The sequence below is a fragment of the Bradyrhizobium sp. CCGUVB4N genome (assembly GCF_024199945.1).
Classification (GTDB): domain Bacteria; phylum Pseudomonadota; class Alphaproteobacteria; order Rhizobiales; family Xanthobacteraceae; genus Bradyrhizobium.
This window is the reverse complement of sequence record NZ_JANADP010000001.1, coordinates 317,616-344,373: the sequence shown is the minus strand read 5'-3', so window position 1 is coordinate 344,373 and position 26,758 is coordinate 317,616. Positions and strand designations below refer to the sequence as shown.

At 64.6% G+C, this 26,758-nt stretch carries 27 protein-coding genes and 1 tRNA gene; 11 read left to right on the top strand and 17 right to left on the bottom strand.

All coding sequences use genetic code 11. The features are described 5' to 3' along the window. Nucleotides 1–93: 93 nt before the first annotated feature. Nucleotides 94–933 (bottom strand): SDR family oxidoreductase, encoded by an 840-nt coding sequence (locus NLM31_RS01620; RefSeq protein ID WP_254191267.1) that lies wholly within the window; start codon nt 931–933, stop codon nt 94–96. 221 nt (nt 934–1,154) lie between these two features. Here NLM31_RS01620 and NLM31_RS01615 point away from each other — a divergent pair, with 221 nt between their 5' ends. The 3 genes from NLM31_RS01615 (at nt 1,155) to NLM31_RS01605 (ending at nt 4,491) form a co-directional block, all read left to right on the top strand. After that, nucleotides 1,155–2,129, top strand: coding sequence for an NADPH:quinone oxidoreductase family protein (locus NLM31_RS01615; protein WP_254127559.1), 975 nt, complete (start codon nt 1,155–1,157; stop codon nt 2,127–2,129). 340 nt (nt 2,130–2,469) lie between these two features. Further along, the gene (locus NLM31_RS01610; RefSeq protein WP_254191266.1) at nt 2,470–3,318 is read left to right on the top strand and encodes a hypothetical protein; all 849 of its coding nucleotides are present in this window, start codon (nt 2,470–2,472) and stop codon (nt 3,316–3,318) included. A gap of 18 nt (nt 3,319–3,336) precedes the next feature. Then, a complete protein-coding gene (locus tag NLM31_RS01605; RefSeq protein WP_254191265.1) occupies nt 3,337–4,491 on the top strand; it encodes a TAXI family TRAP transporter solute-binding subunit in 1,155 nt (384 codons plus the stop codon). A 44-nt stretch (nt 4,492–4,535) separates the two neighbouring features. Here NLM31_RS01605 and NLM31_RS01600 read toward each other — a convergent pair whose 3' ends face one another. Further along, nucleotides 4,536–4,916, bottom strand: a complete 381-nt coding sequence (locus NLM31_RS01600; RefSeq protein ID WP_254127553.1) for a YkvA family protein — start codon at nt 4,914–4,916, stop codon at nt 4,536–4,538. Nucleotides 4,917–5,005: 89 nt separating this feature from the next. After that, the gene (locus NLM31_RS01595; protein WP_254127549.1) at nt 5,006–5,308 is read right to left on the bottom strand and encodes a 4a-hydroxytetrahydrobiopterin dehydratase; all 303 of its coding nucleotides are present in this window, start codon (nt 5,306–5,308) and stop codon (nt 5,006–5,008) included. Nucleotides 5,309–5,459: 151 nt separating this feature from the next. Between NLM31_RS01595 and NLM31_RS01590 the strand changes: the two genes are divergently transcribed. Next, nucleotides 5,460–6,905 (top strand): TAXI family TRAP transporter solute-binding subunit, encoded by a 1,446-nt coding sequence (locus NLM31_RS01590; RefSeq protein ID WP_254191264.1) that lies wholly within the window; start codon nt 5,460–5,462, stop codon nt 6,903–6,905. Nucleotides 6,906–7,013: 108 nt separating this feature from the next. Beyond that, nucleotides 7,014–8,561 (top strand): alkaline phosphatase, encoded by a 1,548-nt coding sequence (locus tag NLM31_RS01585; protein WP_254191263.1) that lies wholly within the window; start codon nt 7,014–7,016, stop codon nt 8,559–8,561. Nucleotides 8,562–8,574: 13 nt separating this feature from the next. Here NLM31_RS01585 and NLM31_RS01580 read toward each other — a convergent pair whose 3' ends face one another. Further along, the gene (locus tag NLM31_RS01580; protein ID WP_254191262.1) at nt 8,575–8,958 is read right to left on the bottom strand and encodes a response regulator; all 384 of its coding nucleotides are present in this window, start codon (nt 8,956–8,958) and stop codon (nt 8,575–8,577) included. 190 nt (nt 8,959–9,148) lie between these two features. Between NLM31_RS01580 and NLM31_RS01575 the strand changes: the two genes are divergently transcribed. The 3 genes from NLM31_RS01575 to NLM31_RS01565 all read left to right on the top strand — a co-directional run bounded on the left by NLM31_RS01575 (nt 9,149) and on the right by NLM31_RS01565 (nt 13,495). Continuing rightward, nucleotides 9,149–9,925 carry a Crp/Fnr family transcriptional regulator gene (locus tag NLM31_RS01575; RefSeq protein ID WP_254191261.1) on the top strand — a complete coding sequence of 259 codons (777 nt, stop codon included), beginning with the start codon at nt 9,149–9,151 and terminating at the stop codon, nt 9,923–9,925. A 290-nt stretch (nt 9,926–10,215) separates the two neighbouring features. After that, a complete protein-coding gene (gene typA, locus NLM31_RS01570) occupies nt 10,216–12,042 on the top strand; it encodes a translational GTPase TypA (RefSeq protein WP_254191260.1) in 1,827 nt (608 codons plus the stop codon). A gap of 214 nt (nt 12,043–12,256) precedes the next feature. Next, nucleotides 12,257–13,495, top strand: coding sequence for an NAD(P)/FAD-dependent oxidoreductase (locus NLM31_RS01565; protein WP_254191259.1), 1,239 nt, complete (start codon nt 12,257–12,259; stop codon nt 13,493–13,495). Between the two features lie 179 nt (nt 13,496–13,674). On the opposite strand, the gene NLM31_RS01560 is transcribed toward NLM31_RS01565, so the two are convergent. From NLM31_RS01560 to NLM31_RS01545, 4 genes are read right to left on the bottom strand one after another with little or no spacing between them, the layout of a single operon-like run. After that, nucleotides 13,675–14,082, bottom strand: coding sequence for a thiol-disulfide oxidoreductase DCC family protein (locus NLM31_RS01560; protein ID WP_254191258.1), 408 nt, complete (start codon nt 14,080–14,082; stop codon nt 13,675–13,677). After that, nucleotides 14,082–15,401, bottom strand: a complete 1,320-nt coding sequence (locus NLM31_RS01555) for an SDR family oxidoreductase (RefSeq protein ID WP_254191257.1) — start codon at nt 15,399–15,401, stop codon at nt 14,082–14,084. Before NLM31_RS01555 ends, NLM31_RS01560 begins: the two co-directional genes overlap by 1 nt. A gap of 8 nt (nt 15,402–15,409) precedes the next feature. Further along, nucleotides 15,410–15,877 (bottom strand): DUF2269 domain-containing protein, encoded by a 468-nt coding sequence (locus tag NLM31_RS01550; RefSeq protein WP_254191256.1) that lies wholly within the window; start codon nt 15,875–15,877, stop codon nt 15,410–15,412. Further along, complete coding sequence (locus tag NLM31_RS01545) at nt 15,874–16,773, bottom strand: dienelactone hydrolase family protein (RefSeq protein WP_254191255.1); 900 nt, start codon at nt 16,771–16,773, stop codon at nt 15,874–15,876. The genes NLM31_RS01550 and NLM31_RS01545 overlap by 4 nt, the downstream gene beginning before the upstream one ends. A 266-nt stretch (nt 16,774–17,039) precedes the next feature. Between NLM31_RS01545 and NLM31_RS01540 the strand changes: the two genes are divergently transcribed. After that, on the top strand, nt 17,040–17,549 hold the full coding sequence (locus tag NLM31_RS01540; protein ID WP_027533231.1) for a GNAT family N-acetyltransferase: 510 nt from the start codon (nt 17,040–17,042) through the stop codon (nt 17,547–17,549). 183 nt (nt 17,550–17,732) lie between these two features. Continuing rightward, nucleotides 17,733–18,269 (top strand): inorganic diphosphatase, encoded by a 537-nt coding sequence (ppa, locus tag NLM31_RS01535; protein ID WP_254127520.1) that lies wholly within the window; start codon nt 17,733–17,735, stop codon nt 18,267–18,269. A 36-nt stretch (nt 18,270–18,305) separates the two neighbouring features. Here ppa and folD read toward each other — a convergent pair whose 3' ends face one another. From folD to NLM31_RS01520, 3 genes are read right to left on the bottom strand one after another with little or no spacing between them, the layout of a single operon-like run. After that, nucleotides 18,306–19,190 carry a bifunctional methylenetetrahydrofolate dehydrogenase/methenyltetrahydrofolate cyclohydrolase FolD gene (folD, locus tag NLM31_RS01530; protein WP_254127518.1) on the bottom strand — a complete coding sequence of 295 codons (885 nt, stop codon included), beginning with the start codon at nt 19,188–19,190 and terminating at the stop codon, nt 18,306–18,308. A 1-nt stretch (nt 19,191) separates the two neighbouring features. Beyond that, the gene (locus NLM31_RS01525; RefSeq protein ID WP_254191254.1) at nt 19,192–19,524 is read right to left on the bottom strand and encodes a DUF167 domain-containing protein; all 333 of its coding nucleotides are present in this window, start codon (nt 19,522–19,524) and stop codon (nt 19,192–19,194) included. A 37-nt stretch (nt 19,525–19,561) separates the two neighbouring features. Continuing rightward, complete coding sequence (locus tag NLM31_RS01520) at nt 19,562–19,852, bottom strand: YggT family protein (protein ID WP_148752825.1); 291 nt, start codon at nt 19,850–19,852, stop codon at nt 19,562–19,564. 209 nt (nt 19,853–20,061) lie between these two features. On the opposite strand from NLM31_RS01520, the gene NLM31_RS01515 reads away from it, so the two are divergent. Continuing rightward, nucleotides 20,062–20,137: transfer RNA gene (locus tag NLM31_RS01515), tRNA-Ala, on the top strand. Between the two features lie 126 nt (nt 20,138–20,263). Here the strand turns inward: NLM31_RS01515 and NLM31_RS01510 are convergent. The 6 genes from NLM31_RS01510 to NLM31_RS01485 all read right to left on the bottom strand — a co-directional run bounded on the left by NLM31_RS01510 (nt 20,264) and on the right by NLM31_RS01485 (nt 26,742). After that, nucleotides 20,264–21,076 (bottom strand): enoyl-CoA hydratase, encoded by an 813-nt coding sequence (locus tag NLM31_RS01510; protein ID WP_254191253.1) that lies wholly within the window; start codon nt 21,074–21,076, stop codon nt 20,264–20,266. Nucleotides 21,077–21,200: 124 nt separating this feature from the next. After that, nucleotides 21,201–21,995, bottom strand: coding sequence for a glutamine amidotransferase (locus NLM31_RS01505; RefSeq protein WP_254191252.1), 795 nt, complete (start codon nt 21,993–21,995; stop codon nt 21,201–21,203). A gap of 181 nt (nt 21,996–22,176) precedes the next feature. After that, nucleotides 22,177–22,956, bottom strand: coding sequence for an SDR family oxidoreductase (locus NLM31_RS01500; protein WP_254127510.1), 780 nt, complete (start codon nt 22,954–22,956; stop codon nt 22,177–22,179). A 229-nt stretch (nt 22,957–23,185) separates the two neighbouring features. Next, nucleotides 23,186–23,674, bottom strand: a complete 489-nt coding sequence (locus tag NLM31_RS01495; protein ID WP_254127508.1) for a TerB family tellurite resistance protein — start codon at nt 23,672–23,674, stop codon at nt 23,186–23,188. 245 nt (nt 23,675–23,919) lie between these two features. Next, on the bottom strand, nt 23,920–25,329 hold the full coding sequence (locus tag NLM31_RS01490; protein ID WP_254127506.1) for an adenylate/guanylate cyclase domain-containing protein: 1,410 nt from the start codon (nt 25,327–25,329) through the stop codon (nt 23,920–23,922). 45 nt (nt 25,330–25,374) lie between these two features. Then, nucleotides 25,375–26,742, bottom strand: a complete 1,368-nt coding sequence (locus tag NLM31_RS01485; RefSeq protein ID WP_254127504.1) for a cytochrome P450 — start codon at nt 26,740–26,742, stop codon at nt 25,375–25,377. Nucleotides 26,743–26,758: the final 16 nt, after the last annotated feature.

Genomic DNA, 26,758 nt, shown 5'->3' with positions numbered 1-26,758 from the left:
CCTCAATATTATGACTGGAAGATGGCCCGGCCGTGGGTTGTCCCCGTCGCAGGGATAACCGGGAAAGTCCAATTTGGGAAGGCAGTTAGCGGGTCAGCCCTTGGATCGCACGGCGCGTTGCTCGGCCCATTGCGCATCGGTCCAGCGCAACAAATCCTCGGCGCCGGAACTGCGCAAATGCGCGCCACCGTCGATCACCACCATCTCGCCGTTGATGTAGCCGGCGCGGTCCGAGACCAGGAAGCTGGCGAGATCGGCCAGCTCGCTGTGCTCGCCGGTGCGGCCCAGCGGATTGCGCGAGGTCCAGCCCTCGTCGCGGCCCTCGGGACGGAGCTGGCCCGATGCGCCGGCGGTCGGGAACGGTCCGGGTGCGATCGCGACGGTGCGAATGCCCTTCGGGCCCCACTCGACCGCAAGGCTCTTGGTCATCGCCAGCACCGCCGACTTCGCCATCGCCGAGGGAACCGTGAAGGCGCGGCCGGTGATGGTCGAGGTCGAGAGGATCGACAGCACGACGCCATTGTGCCTGCCGTCGATCCAGCGCTTGCCGGCGGCGAGCGTGCAGTACATCGCACCATGCAGCGTCGGCGCCAGGATCGCGTCCGCGGCGCGGAACGACAGATGCTCGCTCTGCGCGATGAAGGTCGCGGCAGCATTGTTGACGAGGATGTCGAGCGGCGCCTCGCGCCAGATCGCATCCATCATGTTGTCGACGGCGGCACCATCGCGTACATCGCACGCGATTGTCGTGACCTTGCCGCCGGTCTCTTGGCGCATCTCGCTCGCCGTTGCTTCGAGCCGGTCGAGCTTGCGGCCGCAGATCACGAGCTCGGCGCCGAGCGCGAGAAAGCGACGCCCCATCGCGGCACCGAGGCCGGAGCCGCCACCGGTGACGAGGATGCGCTTGCCCTTGAGCAGACCTGTTTCAAACATCGTTTGAATCCTTCTTTTTGTTCTTCGGCCCTTGCGAGCGCAGCGAAGCAATCCAGAGTCCGTGCCACGGAAAAAAATCTGGATTGCTTCGCTTCGCTCGCAATGACGGAAGGATAGGCCTTCGCATTGCTCAAGACAAAGAATCCGGATTGTCCGGTCGCAGTAAATCCGGCAGAAACAGGCCAACCATAACTCCACTCGAAACGCCCCAAGGTGCCGCCATGAAAGCCATCCTCTGCTCGCAATATTGCCAGCCCGACGATCTCGTGCTCGCCGATGTGCCGGATCCGGTGGCTGGTCCCGGCGAAGCCGTGATCGCGATCAAGGCGGCGGCGCTGAACTTCTTCGATATCCTGATGATTCAGGGCAAGTACCAGATCAAGCCGCCGTTCCCGTTCTCGCCGGCCGCTGAAGTCGCAGGCGTGATCGAGAGCATCGGCCCCGGTGTCACCGACCTCAAGGTCGGCGATCGCGTTGTCGCCTCTTGCGGCCACAACGGCGCGCGCGAAAAGATCGCGCTGCCGGCGGCAGGAATCGTGAAGATCCCCGACAATCTCGACTATGACCGCGCGGCCGGCATCATCATCATCTACGGCACCGCGCTGCATGCGCTGGAAGATCGCGCGAGCCCGAAGCCGGGTGAGACGCTCGCAGTGCTGGGCGCTGCCGGCGGCACCGGCCTCGCTGCTTGCGAGCTCGGCAAGCTGATGGGCCTGAAGGTCATCGCCTGCGCCTCGTCGGACGAGAAGCTCGCATTCGCCAAAGCGCATGGCGCCGAGCTGACGCTGAACTACGGCAAGGAAGATTTGAAGGAAGGCCTGCGCAAGCTCACCGGCGGCAAGGGCGTCGACATCATCTTCGATCCGGTGGGTGGCGCCTATGCCGAGCAGGCGCTGCGCTCGATCGCCTGGGAAGGCCGTTTCCTCGTGATCGGCTTTGCCGCCGGCGACATTCCCAAGATGCCGCTGAACCTCGCGTTGCTAAAGGGCTGCGACATCCGCGGCGTGTTCTGGGGTGCCTGGACCCGGCAGAATCCGGAGAAGAACCGCGCCAATCTCGAGAAGCTCGTGAAGTGGACGGCGGAAGGAAAGATCTCTTCCCATGTCGACCGCACCTTCCCGCTGGCGCAGACCGCCGACGCATTGAAGGTGCTCGCGGGACGCCAGGCCATGGGCAAGGTGATCCTGCATCCGTGAGGCGACACAATCGCAATGACTGCCCCTGACGAATAGTCCTGGCGAAAGCCAGGACTATTTTGGGGCATGCTATCGCGCCTCCACCTCGTCCACGCCGCGCTCGAGCGCGGCGCCGTCTGGTTGAGTCCTCCTCAACCATCGCCGCCAAAATTGCGGTGTATTCCCCCGCTCCGCCTCAATCAAACCCAACTATTTCCCAATTCGCGCCAACCGCCGTCGTTTTTTGGGCTGATTCAAATTGCGATTTACCGGTTCCAGTTTGCCGGGGCGCTTCTGGACAACAATAAAAAGACTGAAGCCGGGAATGCCCCTGCGTTGCGTAGTAATGGGGAGCATCACCATGGAGACGACGGCAAATCGCCCGTCGAAGGAGTCGAGAGCGCTCGACTTCGATCGAGCCGCATCACATCCGTCGACCGCGTCCTTTATTCGTGCGCGCGCCGCGCGGGCCGATCTTTCGCAGGACGATCCAATTCCACTGTTCTTGTCCGATCCGCTCGGTGCGCCGGACCCAAGCGAATATGCGCCCGTGGAGGTGCGTTCCAGAATGGTCCCGCGTGTGCTCGCGGCCGTTCTGGCGGCATCCGCCCTGGCAGTCCTGGTCACACTGTTTCAGCCCGACTTTCGCAACCTCTTGCCCGCCAGTGCCGGTAACTGGGTGGGCTTCGCACCGGAGCAGGCCATGGCGAAGGCCAGCGCGCCGGCCATCCCGCAGACCCCGCTCAAGGATCCGGCCCGCGCGACCGACCCGAGGCCGGTGAGCGCCGACGCGCAGAATGTCCCTGCACCGTCGACCCCGAGCCGCGAAGCGATCGCGACCGCCTATCAGACGGCACTGCAAGCCCAAACGCTTGTGGCCCTGCCCGCGCCCGTCGCGGCGGCGCCTGCACCGCCTCCCCCGGTCAAGACGCTCGACGCCGACACGCTGGCCGGGCTGATGACGCGCGCGAAGAGCCTGTTGAAGATCGGCGATATCGCGGCGGCCCGCCTGCTGCTCGAACGCGCGGCCACTGCGCAGGATGCGACGGCGGCGCTTCTGCTGGCGCAAACCTATGATCCGGCGGTGCTCGGCACACGCGACACACGGAGCGTCAATGCCGACGCTGCGGCAGCTCGCGACTGGTATCAGAGAGCCGCAGCGCTCGGATCGTCCGAGGCAGAACAGCGCCTCGCTCTCCTCTCGAACTAGAACGGTTCAGGTGACATCATGCGTAACACTTTGAGAATGGCGCTTGCCGCCATCATGACGATCTGTGCCTTCGCCGCACGCGCCGAGCAGACCGAATATGACCCGGCCAAAGTCTCGGACAGCCTGAAAGCCATCTTCCAGTTCGGCTCGAGCTCGACCAAGCAGGCGTTGAACGCCAACACCGTCACGCTGATCACCGGCACGATCGGCGGCACCTATGTGCAGTTCGGCGCCGACCTCGCCTCCGTGCTCGACGACGGCAACAAGATCCGCGTGCTGCCGATCGTCGGCCGCGGCTCGGTGCAGAGCGTCGCCGACATCCTGTTCCTGCAAGGCGTCGACCTCGGCGTGGTGCGCGCCGATACGCTCGACTATCTCGAACGCAAGGGCTTTGCCAAGGACATCAAGCGGCAGTTCACCTATGTGACGAAACTCTACAACGAGGAGATGCAGGTGATCGCGCCGAAATCGGTCGCGACACTGAAAGACCTCGAAGGCAAGACGGTCAGCGTCGACCTGCCGAATGGCGGCACCTTCGTCACCGCGCTCACCGTGTTCGAGCGGCTCGGGATCAAGGCCAAGTTCGTCTATGTCGAGCAGCGCATCGCGATGGAGAAGCTGAAGGCCGGCGAGATCGATGCTGTGATCGTGGTCGGCGGCAAGCCGTACAAATCGGTTTCGACCTTCAGCAATGACGGTCGCTTTCACCTTGCGAAGGTCGACTATGCCAAGCCGCTCCAGAACGACTATCTGCCGGCGACGCTGACCGCCAAGGACTACCCCAACCTGATCAAGGACGGCGAGAGCGTGGACACCATCGCGGTGCCGGCGGTGCTCGCGGCCTATAATTGGGCGCCCAACACCGAGCGCTATCGCAAGATCGCGCTGTTCGTGGACGCGTTCTTCACCAAATTCCCCGCGCTTCAGAACCCGCCGTTCCATCCCAAATGGAAGGAGGTTTCGCTCGCGGCGCCTCTGTCCGGCTGGAACAGGTTGCCGGTGGCGCAGCAATGGCTCGACCGGCACGGCGTCGAGCCGGTGACACAGCAACGCTTCGAGGCGTTCCTGAAGCAGAGCCCGACAGGTGCGAAAGTGTCCGACGCGGACAGGGAAACGCTGTTCAAGCAATTCCAGGCGTGGGATGCGGAGAAGGCGCGGGCGGAGAAGAAGTAGCTTTCTCAAAGTCGTCCTGGCGGAAGCCAGGACGACGCCCGCTTCTACGCCACTTCAGCCTCATCCACCCCGCGCTTGAGCGCAGCGCGCGCGGCCTCGCGATGCTCTGTCGTGATATGGCTGGCGACCATGCGAATGGCCGTCGCGAGCACGGCGGCGTCATCGGTGAAGCCGAGCACCGGCATCACGTCGGGAATGAAGTCGAACGGCAGGATGAAATAGGCGATCGCACCCAGCAGCGACGCCTGGACATGGCGCGGCGTCTGGCGGTCGAACGCACAGTAATAGGCGGCGAGCAGATCTTCGGCAAACGGCAGATGCGCGACGACGCGCTTCAGCTTGCGCCAGAAACGACGACGCACGCTTTCGCGATCTTCCGCGAGCCGATCGGCCGGCTCGAAGCCGACGCTGTGTTCGGCAACCATCTTTCGAAACTCCCGCTCAACCCGGCGCGGCTGAAGGCCGCATCCGACAACGATCACAAGATGGGGATGCGGCTCCGGCCCGCAAGGCGTCAGCCCTGCGTCAGCCTGGCGATCGCGTTCATCGCGGTGGCAAGCTGAACGTCGAGCTTGGTGACGCCGCCGGCGTCATGGGTCGACAGGACCACCTCGACCGTCTTGTAGACATTGCGCCATTCGGGGTGGTGATCCATCTTCTCGGCGACCAGCGCCGCGCGGGTCATGAAGCCGAAAGCCTCGTTGAAATCCTTGAAGACAAAGGTCTTCCCGATCCCTTTGCCGTCCTGAACCTCGGCCCAGCCGGGGATACCGCCCAACGCCTGCTTGCGTGCATCCGCCGATAGAAGCTCTGCCATGATGACCTCCGTTTTCAGGGGAACTTTACCTTAACCCCGTGCTTACGCCCCGGGTTCATGCGGCAATTCGCCGATCCGCTAACCATGACGGAGATGTAACCCTGCGGAACAAGAAATTTGCTACAATTGCGGGCGTAAATCGCCGGCCAAGATGAAACTGAGCCTGAAGCGCCTGTTTGGGAGATCGATGACCGGGGCATCCGACCTGGCCGAAACGCCCTCTCCGCCTTCGCCGCGATCCGCGGCGCGGAAGACGGCGCTCGTGTCGCTGGCGCTGGTGTTCGCCATCGTCGGCGCACTGGTCGGCGGCTATTATTTCGCGATGCGACCGGTGACGCTGAAGATTGCGGTCGGTCCCGCCAATAGCGACGACGTCAAGGTGGTCCAGACGCTGACGCAGGCCTTCGCGCAGAGCAAAGGCTTCGTGCGGTTGCGCCCGATCCAGACCGACGGCGCCACCGCCAGCGCGGATCTGCTCGCCGAGGGCAAGGCCGATCTCGCCATCGTGCGCGGCGATCTCGATGTCCCCAAGAACGCGCAAGCCGTCGCGACGCTGCGCAAGAACGTCGTGGTGCTGTGGTCCGTGCCCGGCAAGGGCAAGAAGAAGGGCGCGAAGATCACCAAGATCGCGCAGCTCGCCGGCCACCGCGTCGGCGTCGTCGGCCGCACCCCGGCCAACGTCAATCTGCTCAAAGTGATCCTGCAGCAATACGGCGTCGATCCCGCCAAGGTCGAGATCGTGCAATTCCCGGCGAGCGAAGTCGCCGAAGCGATCAAGGCCCAGAAGGCCGACGTCTATCTCGCAGCCGGCCCCGTCAACAGCAAGATCACGGCGGACGCGATCGCCGCCTCCGCCAAGGACGGCGGCACGCCGACCTTCCTGGCGATCGATTCGGCGGATGCGATCGCGCAGAACCATCCGGTCTATGAGGCGTCAGAAATCCCGGCCGGCACGTATGGCGGCTCGCCCGATCGTCCCGACGACGAGGTCAAGACCATCAGCTTCTCGCACCACATCGTGGCGCGCAAAGGCCTGTCCGAGACCACGGTTGCGGCCTTCACCCGACAGCTCTTCGCCGTACGCCAACAATTGCTGACCGATTTCCCGCAAGCCGCGAAGATCGAGACGCCCGATACCGACAAGGATGCGGTGATCCCCGTGCACCCGGGCGCGGCCGCCTTCGTCGACGGCGAGGAGAAGACCTTCCTCGACAAGTACAGCGACTACATCTGGTGGAGCCTGATGGCGCTTTCGGCCACGGGCTCGATCGGCGCCTGGTTCGCGGGCTATCTGAAAAAGGACGAGCGCGACAACAACAGCCATCTGCGCGAACGCCTGCTCGACATGCTCGCCGCCGCGCGCAAGAGCGAGACGGCCGACGAGCTCGACCAGATGCAGGCCGAGGCCGACGAGATCCTGCGCGACACGCTGCGCTGTTACGACCACGGCGCCATCGAGGAAGGCGCACTGACCGCCTTCAACATCGTGCTCGACCAATTCCACGCCGCGGTCGCCGACCGCAAGGCGGTGCTGTTCAGCCTGCCGCAGAACCTGCAGCGCACCGGCGCGCAATTCCGCGCCGCCGGCAACGCATAAGCGCTTGCGCGCGTAATTGCCGCGTCACATTGTCTCAATATAGCGTCGGACTTCATCCTGGCCACCGCCGTCTCGGCGGGCCCGCCGCGCGATATCGAGAGCATCGCCATGAAGATCAAATTCTCCCGCCGTCGTTTCCTCACCACCAGCGCCGGTGCGCTCGGCGCGATCGCGATGCCGCATCTGTCGCGCGCGGCCGACCGGCCTGCGGTCACCCACGGCGTGCAATCCGGCGACGTCACCGTCGACGGCGGCGTGGTCTGGGCGCGCACCGACCGGCCCGCGCAGATGCTGGTCGAGGTGGCGACGACGGATACCTTCAAGGATGCCCGCGCACTGCCGCCGATCGCGGCGCTGCCGGAGACCGACTTCACCGCGAAGATGCTGGTGGACAATCTTCCTGCCAGCCAGGACATCTTCTATCGCGTCCGCTTCCGCGATCTCTCCCACACCGCCATCGAAGGCGAGCCGGTGGTCGGCCGCTTCCGGACCGCGCCGGCCGACCGCCGCGACGTCAGCTTCGTCTGGGGCGGCGACGTCGCCGGCCAGGGCTGGGGCATCAATCCCGATGACGGCGGCATGGTCACGTTCGCAGCCATGCGCAAGCACCGGCCGGATTTCCTGCTGCATTCCGGTGACACCATCTACGCCGACGGCGTGATCCCCTCCGAGGTCAAGCTTGCCGACGGCAAGGTCTGGAAGAACGTCACCATCCCCGAGAAGGCCAAGGTCGCCGAGACGCTGGACGAGTACCGCGCCGCGCACAAATACAATTTCACCGACGACAATGTCCGCGCCTTCAATGCCGAGGTGCCGATCTTCGTGCAGTGGGACGATCACGAGGTGACCAACAACTGGTCGCTGTCGAAGGATCTGCCCTCGACCTACAAGGTGCGCGACATCTCGCTGCTCGCCGCGCGCGCGGGGCGCGCGTTCCACGAGATGTATCCGATGCGCGAGAGCATCGTCGAACCGGGCCGGGTCTATCGCAAGATTTCCTACGGGCCGCATCTCGACGTGTTCGTGCTCGACGAGCGCAGCTATCGCGGCGGCAACGGCGCCAATCTCGAGACGGAGTACGGCCCGGCCAGCTATTTCCTCGGGCCGGAGCAGATGGCCTGGCTGAAGCGCGAGCTGCTCAACTCGCGCGCGACGTGGAAGGTGATCGCCTCCGACATGCCGCTCAGCCTGATCGTCTATGACGATGCCACCAACAAGAAGGGTTCGGAAGCGTTCGCGCAAGGCGACGGCCCGGCACGCGGTCGCGAGTTGGAGATCGCCGACATCCTGCGCTTCATCAAGATGGCGCCGATCAGGAACACGGTATGGCTGACGGCGGACGTGCACTACGCCGCCGCGCACTACTACGATCCGAACAAGGCGCAATTCCAGGATTTCGAGCCGTTCTGGGAATTCGTCTCGGGCCCGCTGCACGCCGGCACGTTCGGTCCGAACGAGCTCGACAACACGTTCGGACCCGAGGTGCGTTTCATCAAGGCGCCGGGCCTCGACAAGCAGAACCTGCCGCCGTCCGCCGGCATGCAGTTCTTCGGTCACGTCAAGATCGACGGCGCCTCCGGCCAGATGACGGTGACGCTGCGCGACCGCGCCGACGTCGCGCTGTGGTCGACTACGCTCGATCCGAAGTTCGCCTGAGACTACCGCGCCGTCACGCGCCGCGCGCCTGCAACGCCGCCTCCAGCGCATCGCTGGAGCACGGCTTTTGCAGCCGCGGACGCGCGGCAAATTGCGCCGGGATGCTGGTCTCCGCGCCGTAGCCGGTGACGAAGACGAAGGGAATCTCGAGGGCTGCGAGCCGCTCGGCGATCGCAAAGCTCTTCTCGCGGATCAATTCGACGTCGAGCAGTGCGAAGTCGGGCGCGCGCGTCGTGATCGCATTCAGCGCCTGCGCCACCGAACCCACGGTGCGCACGTTGGTCACGCCAAAGCCGAGCAGTCGATCCTCGAAATCGATCGCGATGATCGGATCATCCTCGACGATCAAGACGTCGGCAGGGATGGCGGCCGCGCCGTCGGGGGAAACAGGTATCATGATCCTGGCTGCTATCGAGGGCTGCATTTTTCTACCGATCTGGACAGCCTCATACCGACGCCTGCGCCCAGCGCATCGGAGGGTTCCCGGAACGAAACTCACCACAGAACAGTTTTGACGTCTGTCCACATGTGCACACAACGGACGGACGGAACTGACTAGAGTTGGGAAGGAGAGCAGGGGATTTGCGATGGACGTGCGGATCAGCAAGACAAACGAGATCGACAGCCGCCCTGCCAACAATCTGCTACGCCGCCTCAATCCGGCGGATTATGCGCTGCTCGCGCCGCATGTTGGCGTTGACAACGTCGGCGCGAACCATTTGCTCTACAGTCCCGGCGACGATGTCCAGGTCGTGCACTTTCCCTGCGGGCCGTCGCTTGCGACGTTCCTCGTCCCGAACGAAGACGGCCGCGATGTCGAGACCATTCTGGTTGGCCGCGAAGGCGCGGTGGGCGGCATCGTCAGCGAGGGATTTCTGCCGGCCTATACCCGCATCTGCGTGAAATTCGGCGGCCCGTTTGCACGCATTCACGTCGGCAAGCTGGAGGCGGCCAAGGCGCGCTCGCCGTCGCTGCGCAATATCTTCGCACGCTACGCCGACTGCATGCTGGCGCAGATTTTCCAGTCGACCGCCTGCAACGCCATCCACTCGATCGAGCAGCGCACGGCCAAATGGATCATCGCGGCGATGGAGCGGACCGGCGACGAGAGCAGCGTGCCGCTGACGCATGAGCAACTCGCCACCTTGCTCGGGGTCGGGCGCAGCTATGCGAGCCGCGTGCTGCAATCGTTCAAGGCCGAAGGCGTGCTCGACACAAGGCGCGGCGCGATCCTGGTCCGCAACCATGACGGCCTGCGCCTGCGTGCCTGCCTCTGCAACGACGCCGTGAAGATGCACTTCGAGGAGGTGCTGCGCGGGGTCTATCCGACCGAGGAGACGAACAGCAGCTCCCCCCAGGGCTAGCCGGGGCGGCCGTCCCGCGAATAAAGGGCCGATTTGGCCCACTATCGCCCAAGCTCCGGGGATTCCCGGACAAAATTCAATCAACCAACCCCGAAAGAACGCATTGTTTTTTGGCGTTTTTTCCCTATATTGCGCCGCAAACGCATAGGCTACCCGGTCGATATGGCCGGGTTTCCTTTTAGGGCGTAGCAGGCCCCGTTTTTCACGTTTCAGCGTTGTCCGAGAAGAGGTCCCGGCTTGACCGGCGAGATCGCGCTTAACCCATTGTCCGACCGCAAAGAAGCTCACTCATGAATCTTCGTAACGTCGCCATCATCGCCCACGTCGACCACGGCAAGACGACCCTCGTCGACAAGCTCCTCCAGCAGTCCGGTACGTTCCGCGAGAACCAGAAGGTCACGGATCGCGCCATGGACTCCAACGATCTGGAGCGCGAGCGCGGTATCACCATTCTGGCCAAGGCGGCCTCGGTGCAGTGGAAGGACACCCGCGTCAACATCGTCGACACCCCAGGCCACGCCGATTTCGGCGGTGAGGTCGAGCGCATCCTGAACATGGTCGACGGCGCGCTGGTGCTGGTCGACGCCGCCGAAGGCCCGCTGCCGCAGACCAAGTTCGTGGTCTCCAAGGCGCTCAAGGTCGGCCTCAAGCCGATCGTCGTCATCAACAAGGTCGACCGTCCGGACGCGCGCCCGACCGAAGTCATCAACGAAGTGTTCGACCTGTTCGCGGCGCTCGACGCCAGCGAGGAGCAGCTCGACTTCCCGATCCTCTACGGGTCGGCCAAGCAGGGCTGGATGGCCGAGAGCCCGGAGGGTCCTCAGGACAAGGGCATGGAGCCGCTGTTCGACCTGATCCTGCGCCACGTCGCGCCGCCGAAGGTCGAGGAAGGTCCGTTCAGGATGATCGGCACCATTCTCGAGGCCAACCCCTATCTCGGCCGCATCATCACCGGCCGCATCTCCTCCGGTCAGCTCAAGCCGAACCAGGCGGTCAAGGTGCTGAACGCCGAAGGCAAGCTGGTCGAGTCCGGGCGTATCACCAAGATCCTGGCATTCCGCGGTCTCGAGCGCACGCCGCTCGATGAAGCCGAAGCCGGCGACATCGTCGCGATTGCCGGCCTGACCAAGGGCACCGTCGCCGACACCTTCTGCGATCCGACCGTCGAGGTGCCGCTGCCGGCGCAGCCGATCGATCCGCCGACCGTGTCGATGTCATTCATCGTCAACAACTCCCCGCTCGCCGGCACCGAAGGCGACAAGGTGACGAGCCGCATGATCCGCGATCGTCTGCTGCGCGAAGCCGAGGGTAACGTCGCGTTGCGCGTGGTCGAGGCCGCCGACAAGGACGCGATGGAAGTCTCGGGCCGCGGCGAATTGCAGCTCGCGATCCTGATCGAGACCATGCGCCGCGAGGGCTTTGAGCTCTCGGTGTCGCGCCCGCGTGTCGTGTTCCAGAAGGACGAAGCCACCGGCGGCGCCTTGGAGCCGATCGAGGAGGTCGTGATCGACGTCGACGAGGAGCATTCCGGCGTCGTCGTGCAGAAGATGAGCGAGCGCAAGTCCGAGCTGATCGAGATGAAGCCCTCGGGCGGCAACCGTCAGCGCCTGGTGTTCTACGCGCCGACCCGTGGCCTGATCGGCTACCAGGGCGAACTGCTCACCGACACCCGCGGCACCGCGATCATGAACCGCCTGTTCCACGGCTACGCCCCCTACAAGGGCGAGATCCAGGGCCGCCGCAACGGCGTGCTGATCTCCAACGACCAGGGCGAGGCGGTGGCCTACGCCATGTTCAAGCTGGAAGACCGCGGCCCGATGATGATCGAGCCCGGCTGGAAGGTCTACAAGGGCATGATCGTCGGCGAGCACACCCGCGACAACGATCTCGAGATCAACGTGCTCAAGGGCAAGCAGCTCACCAACATCCGCACGACGTCGAAGGACGAAGCCGTGCGCCTGACCCCGCCGATCCGCATGACCCTCGAAAAGGCGCTGGCCTATATCGAGGACGACGAGCTCGTCGAGGTCACCCCGAAGTCGATCCGCCTGCGCAAGAAGCATCTCGATCCGAACGAGCGCAAGCGCGCCGAAAAGGCCAAGGAAGCGGTGGCGTAAGGCTTTCGCTCTCTCGTGCCCCGGACGCAGCGCAGCACGCCAGTGGTGCGCTGCTGAGCCGGGGCCCAGTTACTTCACCACCCACACATCGCCTCGACATCGTCCTGGGTCCCGGCTCTGCGCCGCACCGCTGCGCGCTGCGTCGCGTCCGGGACACGAGAACGGCATATCTGGCCGGCTTCAGCACATCCAGCGAACGTGCTAGAGCCCACCCATGTCCTTCCCCTCCTCCGTCGACGTCGCGATCATCGGCGCCGGTGCCGCCGGCCTCGGCGCAGCACACGCGCTGGCAGGCTCCGGCCGCTCCGTGATCGTGCTGGAGGCGCGCGACCGGCTCGGCGGCCGCGCCTGGACCGTGCAGGCCTCGCCTGAGGTCACTTTCGACGTCGGCTGCGGCTGGCTGCACTCAGCCGACAAGAACTCCTTCGCTCCCATCGCACGCGCGCTCGGCTTCGAGCTCAACAAGGACCTGCCGCCCTGGCGCGAGCGCGCCTATGGCAATGCGTTTCCGCAAAGCGACCGCGACGATTTCATGCGCGCGATGGACGCGTTCTACGAGCGGCTCTGGCAGGCCGCGCAGAAGGGCATGGACCAGCCCGCGAGCCTGAGCCTCGAGCCCGGCAATCGCTGGAATCCGATGATCGACGCGATCTCGACCTATATCAACGGCTGCGAACTCAAGGACATGTCGACGCTCGACTGGGACGCCTACGAGGACAGCGAGCTCAACTGGCGCGTCCGCCGCGGCTATGGTGCGCTGGTCGCAGCCTATGGCGCACCATGTCCCGTCGCGCTGAACTGCAACGTCACGCTGATCGATCATTCGAGCAAGCGCATCCGCATCGAGACATCACAGGGCACGCTGACCGCAGCCAAGGTGATCGTCACCGTGCCGACCAACCTCATCGCCGATGAGGCGATCCGCTTCTCGCCGCCCCTGCCGGTCAAAGTCGATGCAGCGCGCGGCCTGCCGCTCGGCGTCGACGACAAGGTGACACTGGCACTCGACGATGCCGAAGCCTTCCCGAAAGAAGGCAATCTGCGCGGCGCCACCATGCGCACCGAGATGGGCACCTACCACATCCGCCCGTTCGGCCAGCCCTGCATCGAAGGCTTTTTCGGCGGCAGCTTTGCCCGCCAGCTGGAAGCCGCCGGCGATGGCGCCATCGCCGCGCACAGCATCGACGAGATCGCGGGCTTCCTCGGCAACGACATCCGCCGCAAGCTGAAGCCGCTGTACGAGTCGCGCTGGGGGCATGATCCGTTCGCGCGCGGCTCCTATTCGCACGCGCTGCCGGGGCATGCGGGGGACCGCGCGGTGCTGGCCGCACCGGTGGATGGGCGGTTGTTCTTCGCCGGGGAGGCGACCTCGCCGAATTTCTTCACGACGGCGCATGGCGCGCGGGATAGCGGGGAGCGGGCGGCGAAGGAAGTTTTAGCTGCGAAGCGCTAGCCCATCCCCAGCGTCGTCCCGGCGAAGGCCGGGACCCATACCGCGTGATCTCTGGATGAACCTCGATCGCAGTACCGCGGATTGATGCCTTAACTTCTAGCCTTCGCCAAACTCGGGCCTGTGGTTATGGGTCCCGGCCTTCGCCGGGACGACATCGAGTTTGTGGCGCCGCTATCGAGTCACTCGATCACCCTTGCCCGTAAATCTGCATCCGGCACGAAACACACCTCGTACTTGCCAAAGATGCGATAACGGTTGTGCGCGATGAGGCTGTAGGCCGCATTCCGTAGCGTCTTCGGCACGGCGAACAGCACGCGCACCCAGCCCCAGCCGGGAAGCAGCGACAGCACCGTCAGCGCGGCATCGGACTGCATGAACGCCTCGCCACCATGGACGACCGCATTGGTATCAGGATCATCCGGATCGATGCTGAACGTCCGCGCGAGCTTCGCGCCATAATCCGACTGGATCGGCGTGAATCGAAACCGCTTCGCTTTATCGCGCTGCGCGACAAAGCGGACCCAGCGCGAGCAGAAGATGCAGACGCCGTCGAACAGGATCACGTCGTCGTCAGGCCATTTCGGCATCAGCGATTATCCAGCATCAGAAGTGCGACCAGCATGAGCACGATAGCAGGCCCTGTTTTCACCAGCGCGCCGAGCGGCTCGATCCAGAGGTCGGGCGTCAGGATCGCTGCGCCGAACATGTAGCCGAGCGAGGCGACGATGCCTACAACGAGCCCGACCGCAGCCGTGCGGCGGAAAGCGATCAGCACGCCGATGCTCATGTCCATCAGGCTGGTGCCGATGGTGACGGGAGCGACCAGCGCCGGCGGGAAGCCGTGCGCGGTGAGAATCCCGGCGGCGGCGCGATACGACACGAACAGCGCAATGAAGCCGGAGGCGATCCAGAACACGACCAGGCTCGCTACAATTAGCGCCTTGACCAGGAACAGCCGCGCGAACCACTTATCCTGGATGGTGGCGGGATGACGCCCGATCGTCTCGGCCAGCGTCTTCGGCACGATGCCGGTCGCGGCGATCCACGCCGAGGGATCACCGCTCACGCCGCGGCGCAGCTCGGCGATGGCGGTGGAGCGCATCGGCGGCATCCAGCCGAGGTAATTGGCGAGATCGCCAAGCCTCGCGCCGAGATCGAGCATGAAGGACGGCATCGCGACATGCGGCCAGCCGGCCGTGCCGAACGCATGCCGGAACTGCTTGACGACGCCGGCCATCGTGATCGGCTCGGATTGCATCAGGTCCCAGCTCACCGCTTTCACGGATGCATCGTCGATCTCGCGCACGGCGAGCCAGGCGATGGTGGCCGAAATATCCTCGACCGCGACCGACTGGAATCGTGTTGCCATCTCGCTATCCGGCAGATCGAGCGGAAAGGCGGCGAGGGCGCGCAGCATGGCGCTGCCGCCATAGGCAGACGGCGCAACCACGAAGCCGGGCCGCAGGATGGCGTGGGGAATGTGGGACGTCGCAATCAGCCGCTCGGCCTCGCGCTTGGTCGTCGCGAAGGCGGTGCGATCCGCTTCGGCCGTTCCGGGAATCGAGATGTGCACCAGCCGGATCGCACGACCGCTGCCGGCGATGGCCTGAAGCAGGCGCGCGACGAAATCGCGATGCACGGCACTGGTATCGCTGCCGGGGCCATCCTGGAGCACGCCGAGGCAGTTCACGACCACATCCACTGCGTACTCACTCAGCAGGCGTGTCAGCGCGGAGGCGTCGATGTTGAGGATCGGCAGCGCGATATCGAGCGCACTCATTGCCTGCGCGGACGACAGGCTGCGCGCCAGACCGACCACGCGAAACCCTCGCGCGCGCAGATCGTCGGTGACGAAGCGGCCGATCAGGCCGGAGGCGCCGAGCACCAAAATGGTTCGCTGGTTCATCGCGTCCTTCAAAACGGTTTTGCGATCATCAGCCAGAGGATCGCCATCGTGGCGCCGAAGCCGGGGAAGCCGAACGCGAACCAGCGGCGGAACAGGCTGAAATAGCGCTGCGGCAGCGCCATGCGCTGCTCGGCGGCCTTGCGCGCGAGATCGCGCATCTCGATCTGCATGAAGACGACGGGGATCCAGAACAAGCCTGCAAAGATGTACAGCGCGAGCGAGGCCAGCAGCCAGCGCTCGGTGATCGGCGTCGCCGAGAGCATCATCAGCAGGCCGCCCGTGACCGGCTGCAGGACCACGGCCGACAGCGTGAAGATCGCGTCCGCAATCACCACCACGGACGCCGTGCGTGCGATGAACGCCGCGTCGTTGGAGCGATGGGCCATCAGCATGAAGAAGGCGATGCCGGTTCCGGTGCCGAGGATGACGATGGCGCCGAGCACGTGCAGATATTTGACCAGGAAATACAGCGTCATGGCTTCTTGGACGCCACAGGCTTTGGCAGGTTCAGCGCGCGCGCGAGCTCGCTGCTTGCGGCCTGGACGCCGGCATCCAGCTCGATCATCCAATGGCCCTCACTGCCCACGGCCGGCAGGATGCGGACATCGTCCTTGCCGCCGCCGCCGCGAAACACATTCGCGATCTCTTTCGAAAAGGCCGGTGCAAAATAACTGTCATTGGCTGCGACCAGCGATGTGACGGGAATGCGCGCCGCCTTGCCGAATTCGGCCGCAGCCGCGAGCAGCGTATGGGGCGCGCAAACCTTGTTCGGCTCGTCATTGGCGTGACCGCCGCGTCCGGGCGCAAACGCAATGATGGCGGAGATGGTCTTCGGATCGGCATCGGCAAGCGCCAGCGCGCCCCAGCCGCCTGCGGAATGTCCGATCACGACGGCTGCATCCTTGCGGATAAAATCCTGCTTCTGCAGATAGTCCAGCGCGAGCGAAATTTCCTCCGCGGTGGCGCGGCCGGCGCGGGCGTAGTCCGCTTCGTCGCAGCCGCCCTGGTCCTCGACATAGCGGCCACCGGTCGCGCCATGGCCCAGCCGCTCCGGCACCAGCACGGCAAAGCCGCGCGCGACGAGAAACGCTGCGAGCGCGCGATATTCCGGCTGCGGCATTTGCGCGCGACGCAGCACGTTCTGCGTCGACGCATGCGCGATCACCGCAAGCCGGAACGGCCCGCTGCCTGCGGGACGAAACAGCAGCGCGCGCGCGGCAATCTCGGCATCCGGCGACGGCACCCGCCATTCCTGGCGGCGAAACGGCTCGCTCTCCGCGCCCGATGCCCCGAACGTGATCTGCGCGCACACAGGCGACGCCGTCAGCAGGACCAGCAGAGACAGGAGCGCAGTTGTGTTGAAGAGCCGCATGAATGGCCGAGGGCGAACACGGATAACGCAGGCGAGACTAATCGGAACGAATCACTCTGGGCGGACTTTCTGCGTTGCCATCGGCGTTCATTCGTTGAGACCGCGGAGTTTTGCACCGGCGCATGGCAGTCCATTGCCGCACGAAATGGCGTCTTGTCTTTTTTCGGTACAACATGGTTAAAATACTGATGCAGAAAGTCCACACGTTAACCGATAATTAACGATAGGTCTTGCCGCCGGCGCGGCGACTTGGTTTGATCACGCCCATGAGCACAACCCTGATCGAGGTCCGGCCGGCCAAAGCTGCAGATGCAACTGCGGTGGCGTCCACCCATGACGAAGCCTGGCGTTCGGCCTATCAGGGCATCATTCCCGGCGCCGAGCTGGAGAAGTTGATCAACCGCCGCGGTCCGCAATGGTGGGACAGCGCGATCCGCAAGGGCAGCCGCGTCAGCGTGCTGGTGTTCGGCGACAAGATCGCAGGCTACGCCAACTACGGTCGCAACCGCGCCCGCAGCCTGCATTTCGACGGCGAGATCTACGAGCTCTACCTGCGTCCGGAATTCCAGGGCCTCGGCTTCGGCCGCCGCCTGTTCACCGCCGCGCGCCGCGACCTCATGCAGAGCAATCTGAAGAGCATGGTGGTGTGGGCGCTCTCGGACAACGACCCCGCGACCGAGTTCTACCGGGCGCTGGGTGGCCGCATGGTGGCGCGCTCCTCGGAGCGATTCGGGCCGAAGTCGCTCGACAAGGTTGCCTTCGCTTGGACCAATTGAGCTGCTGAAAGCTTAATCGGCAGCGCTACCCATCCGTCGATACCGTCCGCCTGCTGCGCCGGTGATCGCTGGATTCATTATTTCACAAAAACACGATGGATCAGCGGGCCAAGCCCGCGTATGACAGCGCCGAAAATCGCTGCCGGGCGAGATTTAACTTCGGCAAATAACGGAGCCTTTCTAATGCGTATCGATGCGGTCTCGATCGGAAAAAACGTCCCCGAGGACGTCAATGTCATCATCGAAGTCCCCGTGGGCGGCGAGCCGATCAAATACGAGATGGACAAGGAAGCCGGCACGCTCGTCGTCGACCGCTTCCTCTACACGCCGATGCGCTACCCCGGCAATTACGGCTTCATCCCGCACACGCTGTCGGATGACGGCGATCCCTGCGACGTGCTGATCATCAACACCCGCGCCATCATTCCCGGCGCCGTCATGAGCGTGCGCCCGGTCGGCGTGCTGTTCATGGAAGACGAGGCCGGCGGCGACGAGAAGATTCTGGCGGTGCCGTCGTCGAAGCTGACGCAGCGCTACGACAAGGTGAAGTCGTATTCCGACCTGCCCGACATCACGCTGCAGCAGATCCAGCACTTCTTCGAGCACTACAAGGATCTCGAGAAGGGCAAGTGGGTGAAGATCACGCGCTGGGGCGGCCCCGAGGAAGCCCAGAAGCTGATCCTCGAAGGCATCGAGCGCGAGAAGAAAAAGAAGGCGTAAGCCTTGCTCCCTCGCCCCGCTTGCGGGGCGAGGTGGCTACACCGCCGGCTTCGGCAGGCCCGCGATCGCGCAAGCCGCGCGCAGCGTATTGACGAGCAGGCAGGCGACCGTCATCTGGCCGACGCCGCCCGGCACCGGCGTCACCGCACCGGCCACGCCCAGCGCTTCCTGATAGGCGACATCGCCGACGAGGCGGGTCTTGCCGTCATCCTTGGGAATCCGGTTGATGCCGATATCGATCACGGTCGCACCCGGCTTGAGCCAGTCGCCGCGCACCATCTCGGGCCTGCCGACAGCCGCGTAGACGAGGTCGGCCTGCTTGACGATCCCGGGCAGGTCGCGTGAGCGCGAATGCGCGATCGTCACCGTCGCGTTCTCATTCAGCAGCAATTGCACCAGCGGGCGACCGACCAGATTGGAGCGGCCGATCACGACGGCATTCATGCCTTCGAGAGACGGGTGCACGCTCTTGGTCAGGATGATGCAGCCGAGCGGCGTGCAGGGCGACAGCGCCTCGAAGCCTCCGGCCAACCGCCCGGCATTGTTCGGATGCAGGCCATCGACATCCTTGGCGGGATCGATGGCATTGATCACGGCCTCGGTGTTCAGGCCCTTGGGCAGCGGCAGTTGCACGAGGATGCCGTGCACGGCGGGATCGCGGTTGAGCTTTGCGACCACCGCCAGCAGATCGGCCTGCGAAACGTCGGCCGGCAGCCTGTGCTCGAACGAGGCCATGCCGGCGGCTTGCGTCTGCGTATGCTTGGAGCGGACATAGACTTCACTGGCGGGGTCGTTGCCGACCAGAACCACCGCGAGGCCCGGCACCAGATCGTGCTCGCGCTTGACGCGGGCGACCTCGTCCGCGACGCGGGCGCGAAGGTCTGCCGCGATGACCTTTCCATCGATGATCTTGGCCGTCATGTCAGTTCCCTTGGTCTGTCGATTTGACGGAAGCGAGCTCGCGCAACGCCTCGGTAAGCCGTGCCGGATCACCCGCGACCGCGATTTGCTTCAACCGCGACGTCGCCCCCGACAAGAGACTGACGCTGGCCTTGGGCACGCCGAGCGACTTCGCCAGCAGCGCCAGAACCGCGCGATTGGCCTCGCCGCCATCGGCGATGGCCCGCACCCGCACCTTTAACACGCTGCGGCCGTCGGAGAGCTGCTCGATCCCGTCGATGCCGTCACGCCCGCCACGCGGCGTCACGCGCAATGCGATGCTGACGCCCGTGGTGGAGGTACGCCAAGGAACCATCAAGGGACCATCGAGGCTCCGCCACGGTTCCGCCGGGCTACGGCACGTTCGGATAGACGTACTCGGCGAGATAGAGCTGGATCAGCCAGAGCACGAAGAAGGCGACGATCGGAGACAGATCGAGCCCGCCCATCGCGGGCAGCCTGCGCCGAATCGGACCCAAGACCGGCTCGGTAATCCGATAGAGAAACTCCCACACGGCACCGACGAACTGGTTGCGCGTGTTGACGACGTTGAACGCGATCAACCAGGACAGGATTGCCGATGCGATCAGCAGGTAGATGTAGAGATTGATGATCTGGATCAGAATGAAGACTATCGGGCGCATCAGCGAAACACTCTCTGGGCCTGTGTCGTTGGTCGGCGTTTGGGGTGGTGTTTAGGTTGTCTTGGCTAGATATCGGTTCCCCCCGGCCCAAACAAGGGAAGTCGGTGCCCGGATGGCTAAAACCGGGTTACACCCGTCCTTGACTTGACCTTGGCGGGGACTTAAATGGCGCCCGGTTGTCGGCCGCGTTTACCAGAGCGGCCAGCAAAGGGGCCATAGCTCAGCTGGGAGAGCGCGTCGTTCGCAATGACGAGGTCGGCGGTTCGATCCCGCCTGGCTCCACCAGCCTTCGCTCGCTTCGCGAGCTACGGCTCGGCAAGCCAGCTTGGCTGCTTCGTAGCGAAGTGAGCGAAGGCTGCCGCGCCGAAGCCCGCAGGGCGAAGGCGGGCTCTATCGACAGCTCCTCTCCCCCTACTTCCCCGTAAACCTCGGCGGCCGCTTCTCCATGAAGCTCGCGACGCCCTCGCGAAAATCGCTCCCGTTCAGCGCCACCATCATCTCCCGGTTGGCCTCGATGGTTGCCTCGGCCAGGGTCTGGAACGGTACCTCGTAGAGTTGGCGCTTGATCACGGCCATCGCGCTCGGCGAAACCATGTCGGCGAGGTCGCGGGCATAGGCGTAAGTCTCCTCGCGCAGCTTTTCGGGCGAGCAGAGCCGGTTGACCAACCCGATTCGCAGTGCCTCTTCGCTCGGAACACGGCGCGCCGAGAGCAGCAGATCCATCGCATTGGCGTGACCGACGATGCGCGGCAGCATCCAGCTGATGCCGTGCTCGGCAATCAGGCCGCGCCGCGCGAAGGCCGTCGTGAACACGGTGTTGTCGGCGGCAAAACGCAGATCGCAATAGAGTGCGTGGACAAGACCGATGCCGGCGGTGGCGCCGTTGAGCATGGCGATGACCGGCTTGCCGATCGACGGATAGAAGCCATAGCGCGTTTGCCAATCCGGCCGACGGTTCATGTCGAACGGCGGCAGGTTCGAGGCGCGCCTGACGTCGTTGGGATCGAGCCCTTTCAGCGCGTCTATGTCGGCGCCGGCGCAGAAGGCGCGGCCCGCACCTGTCAACACGATGACGCGGACATTGTCATCGGCGCTCGCGGTTTCCATCGCGTGGCGTACGTCGCGCTCCATCACCGGCGTCCACGCATTCATGCGATCGGGGCGATTGAGCGTGATGGTCGCGATCCTGTCGCTCACCTCGTAGAGAATATGCTCATAGGCCATCGCGCTCTTCCTTTTTGCCGGCACGCGTTCTCGCGCGCTCGTTGGCAGCGAGCCTAGCATATCAAGGGATGAGGCAAGGACTTGCGCCAAGGACTTATGCCAAAGACCTGCGCAATAGCGCGATCTACTCGGCGGCTTGCGCCAGCACCGGGCGGCGCACCAGCCAGCCATCGATGAAATGATCGAGCCAGGCGCGTTCCGCGGCGTCATGGACTGCACGGTCGGCAAAATGATGATGCCGCTCGCGCGCGCCGGGCGCGCTGAGACCGTCATAGCCGCGCGTGGTCCAGCAATGCATCATCGCGTAGGTCACGTCGGGATGAAACTGCACGCCGAAGGCATTGCCGGTGCGGAACGCCTGGATCGGAAAATCATCGCCTTCCGCCAGCAATTCGGCACCGCGCGGCAACTGAAATCCTTCGCGATGCCAGTGATACACCTGCGCCGGCCAGTCCGGGCAGAGCGCGCGGCCGGCCGCGGTCGGGCGGATCGGATAGTAGCCGATCTGGGTCAGCGCCTGCGCATGCGGCGCGACGCGTGCGCCGAGCTGCATCGCGAGCATCTGCGCGCCGAGGCAGATGCCGAGGAACGGCCGCTGTTCGCGAAGTGGAATTTCGATCCAGTCGATCTCGCGGCGAACGTAGTCGTCGGGGTCATTGGCGCTCATCGGGCCGCCGAAGACCACGGCGCCGGCATGCCGGTCGAGCGTGTCGGGCAGGGGATCGCCGAAGCGTGGCCGGCGAATATCGAGACGATGGCCGAGCGCGCGCAGCGCATTGCCGACGCGGCCGGGTGTCGAGGATTCCTGGTGCAGGACGATCAGAACCGGCAGGAGGGGTTCGGAGGCGGCCGCGCTCGGCGTCCTTCCGGGGAAGGGCACCACTTCTGCGCCACCAAACCTGTCCGTCCGAAACGACATGGCCTCTGCGAGTGCTATCGGTTCAAGCCGCCAGCATAGCTAAGCGACGGTTAACATCGTGTGAGTTTGCGCACACGCGCACCGATATTGAAGCAAGCTCCGGGCCACTACGGGGCTTGCAGAGCGTTTTCGAGCGAAGTGCGCACCGGTTCGCGTGAAGAAAACACGTCAAAATCAGAATCTAATGCCTCTGCCGCTGAAACCGGCTGGTGGCGGACAGGATGAAGCCGCGCGGGAAGAAGCGCAGCGCGAACGGTACGATCTTGATACCGAGACCGGGCAGCACTGCCCGTTTGTTCGCCATCAGGCCACGATAGGCCTGCTGTGCGACATCGGCGGCCGGGACATTGAGAATCGCCGTATCGTGGCCGGCGCCAACGCCGGCGCGCCCCTGGAATTCGGTCTGCACCGGTCCCGGGCACAGCACGGTGACGCGAACGCCGCGCGGCGCGAGCTCCGCCCGCAAGGCCTCGGTGAGCGAAATCACATAGGCCTTGGACGCGTAATAGACCGCCATGCCGGGTCCCGGCAGGAAGCCCGCGACGGAGCCGACATTGAGCAGGCCGCCCTTGTTCCTGATGAGCTGGTCGGCAAAGCGCAGCGACAGGTCGGTCAGCGCGCGGACGTTGACGTCGACAATGCCGACCTGCTCGTCGCGGTCGCGCTCGATGGCGTCACCGAACACGCCGAATCCGGCATTGTTGACGAGATTGTCGAGCTCGACCTCTTCGGCAGCGAGTGCGGCGGCGATCCTTTCGCCGGCATCGGCCTGCTGCAGATCGCAGGCGATCACGATCGGCTTCTTGCCGCACTTGGAGGTGAGCTCGTTTGCGAGCGCCTCAAGCCGGTCGGCACGTCGCGCCGTCAGCGCGAGCCGGTGTCCGTTCGCGGCAAACACACGCGCCAGCTCCGTGCCGATGCCTGCCGAGGCACCGGTGATCAACGTTACCCGCTCAGTCACGATCGCAGTCTCTTGAATTGAAGTTTTTTGGCCCCGTAATGGCGGAACTGGAGCATAGGCCACACGCGACAGGCAAGCGGCGCCGGCGGCATGGCGGCCTGAGCGGGCAACAGGGAGCGGCAAAAACGGCGGATTTACAGGGGATTCCGGAACCGGGAGGTCCGGTGGTCACATTAAAGTTTCGTCATGTGGTCCATACAACCAGGAATCATGCCGCGCTGGCGATCGTTCAGCCGCCGACGGCGTTGTCCTTGACCTGACCGCCGGCGCGCTCCGCGACGGCATGCTTCAGATCGATCCGGTCGCGCTGGGAGATCCCGAGCAGGTCGGAGGCACGCCAGACGACGTTGTCCTCGAACTCGGTGACCTGGCCGTCGGCATAGACCAGCTCCCACATCATCTGGACGATGCGCTTGCGGCCCTCTTCGTCGAGCGAGCGCATGATCACGCTGGTAAAGTGATAGAGATCGACAGCCTCGCCCTCGACCTGGGTCGCATCCGCAATCAGCCGGTCGGCCGTGCCCCGATCGAGCTTGAAATGGCTTTCGATCAGATTGTGCAGCTTGCTCTGCTCAGCCTGCGTCGGCTGGCCGTCGAGCGAAACCACGTGGACCAGCAGCGCGGTGGCCGCCAGCCGATAATCGCTGTCGCCGAAGGCGCGGTCCTGGGCGTGAGGTGCAACAATGTCGGCGATGAACTGGCGCAGGCCGTCGAGCATAAGATCCTACCGAAATCGATGAGGCGGCGAGGCCGCTACCAGCCTTATATGAGCGGAAACCCAACCGGCGCAACGTGCGTCAGTGCCGCGCGCTGATTACGTTTCGGCAATCTGGATGACGGTATTCCGGCGAAGGCCGGGATCCATAACCACAGGCCACTGTGTGGCGAAGGCTCTGGCAACGACCATCCTGCCCATTTCAGAAATCACGCGGTATGGGTCCCGGCCTTCGCCGGGACGACCAACTACGGTATCTCGTACACCACCATCTTGTCGGCGATGCCGCGCAGCGCCGCCTGCTTCTGGATCGGCTTGATGGCGCGCTGCTGCAGAACCTCGGCGACCGCCGGCGCATCCAGCACTGGGCCGGTGATATGGATCTCCTGCGCGGTCGACAGGCTCTGCACACGCGCGGCGATGTTGACGGTCTGGCCGAAATAATCCTGCCGCTCGTTGAGCATCACCGCGAGGCAGGGGCCCTCATGGATGCCGATCTTGACGATGAGATCATCGGTGCCGCGCTGCTTGTTGAGCTCATCCATCGCCGCCCGCATCCGCAGGCCCGCGACGATGGCATGCTCGGGACGGACGAAGGTGGCCATCACGGCATCGCCGATCGTCTTCACCACCGCACCCTTCTCGGACGAGATGATCTCGAGCAGCGCGTGGAAATGCGCACGCACGAGATCGAAGGCGGCGAGATCGCCGACGCGTTCGTAGAGCGCGGTCGAGCCCTTCAGGTCGGTGAACAGGAAGGTCAGCGAGGTGATCTGGAGCCGCTGGTCGAGACTGAGATTGTCGGCCTTGAAGACATCGCGAAACGTCTGGTTCGACAGCATGCGCTTGGCGGTGAGGAACGGCTTGCGCTGGCCGATCAGATGATGGAGCGCCTCGGCCGCGATGAACACCGACGGTAGCACGCGCACGCCGGCCTGGTTTTCCAACGACAGCCGCAGCGGCCCCGGCCGCATCGTCGTGGTTCCCGTCGGCGCCTGCACCTTGTTGTACATGATCGAGAGCTGCTGGCGGTCCTTGGTCGGCTCGCCCTGGACGTCGATGAACTGGGCGGCGTGGGTCACCGGCTCGAAGATGATGATGAAGTCGTTCGGGAGTTGCAGCGACATCGTCGCCTTCTCCCCGGCCGGCAGCTCCATCGTATCCAGCGTCACCTCGTTGGCCAGTGTCGCAAACGATTCCTTGTTGAAGTCGACACCGGAGCTCCAGAACACCTGCTTGAAATACTCCCACACCGGAAGCGTATCGGGATCGTGCGCGGCGATCCGCCGGACGCGCGGATTCACGGTGAAGGAAACCTCGACCTGATCGTCGACCGAGGCCTTGTAGCCGCAGGCGCAGAGCGCGCAGTGATAATCGTCCGGCTTGAGCGCCTTCAGCGTCGTATGGGCGCCAAGCACGCCGCCGCAGCCGGGGCACAGCACGTTCCAGCCGAGATCGAACAACCCGAGCCGCGCCGAATGCAGGAAGGTGGAGATCGCGTGCTCTTCATCGACGCCGTGCTGCGTGGCGAAGTCGAGCACATTGACGCGGTTGAGCTCGTGATCCTCACCATCCTTGATGAGGCGCGCAATCGCATCGACCACCTTTGCGTCGGCGGTCTGCTTCAGAACGGATAGCTGGGCCTGGATGTCGCTCATGACGCAACTCTATTTGGGGTGGATCACGCCGAGGGCCAGAACCTGTCACCGGCGCGTGATGCGGAACAGGGGTGAGTGGTCAGGTTGGGTCGTCACGACGCCACACGGAATGACCGGTGTCGCATCCGCCAGTTCGACGCGGAACGCGCCGATCAGCCGGGCCAGCGCCAGCACGGACTCGGCTTGCGCGAAGGGCGCGCCGATGCAGACGCGCGGACCCGCGCCGAACGGCAGATAGGCGAAGCGATCGGGCGCCTCTTTCGTCATGAACCGTTTGGGAATGAACGCGTTGGGCTGATCCCACAGCTTCTCGTGCCGGTGCAGCAGCCATGGCGCGATCATGATGATGTCGCCCTTGCTGACCCCGGCGCCGGCCACAACGTCTTTGTCGCGCGCGGCGCGGGCGACAAGGAACGCCGGCGGATAGAGCCGCATGGTCTCGTCGACCACGGCGCGGGTGAATTTTTGCCGGTCGATATCGGCCATGCTGTCGAGATGCTCGCCGCGGGTCTCGGAGGCGACCTCCTCCTGCGTATCCGGATCGAGCGCCAGCAGATAGAGCGCCCAGAACAACGCGGTCGCGGTCGTCTCATGACCCGCCAGGATCATGGTCGCGACCTCGTCGACGAGTTGCGCATCGGAAAAGCCCTTGCCCGTTTCAGGGTCGCGCGCCTCGTCCATGAGATCGAACAGATCGCGTGGCGGCGCGCCGTCCTGCTTGCCTGCCGCGCGCCGCTCGGCGATCAGCATCGCGACGAATTCGGTCCAGCGCGTGCGGAAACGGGCGCGAGCCCGATCCATCGGCGTCGGCCAGGAGACCGGCAGCACCATGTCGAGGAAGTAGGCCCGCCCGAGCCGCTCGGCATATTCCATGACGAAGTTGCGCAAGGTCGGACCGTGCCGGTCCATGCCGAACGAAAACATCGTGCGTCCGGCAATCTCCAGCGTCATGCGCTGCATGACCTCGCGCAGATCAATCGGCTCATTGGTACGAACATCCAGCTTCGCGATGGTCTCGTCGAGCACCGCCGTCATGTGCGGGACGAGATTGGCGGTGGCGCGCGGCGTGAACGCCGGCGACAGCGTGCGCCGTTGAAATGTCCAGGCGTGGCCTTCGGCGAGCAGGAGACCCTCGCCGAGCACCGGACGCAGCATGCGGATGCCGGCCGGCGTTCGCGTGTAGTTCTGGTAGTTGCTGAGCAGAACGTGCCGGATCGCATCCGGCTGGTTCAGGATGAAGCTCTTGTGCAGGAAGAAGCGGCCCTGGATGATCTCTTCCTCATAGGCGCGCTGCCCCCAGGTCGCGATCATGTTCTGCCGGATCACCGCCAGCCGGCCGAAGAACGACAGATTGTCCGGCGCGCGCGGCGGTGTCGGGGGGATGATGGGCCGACGCACGCTGGCGATGTTCATGGCTCTCTCCCGCAGA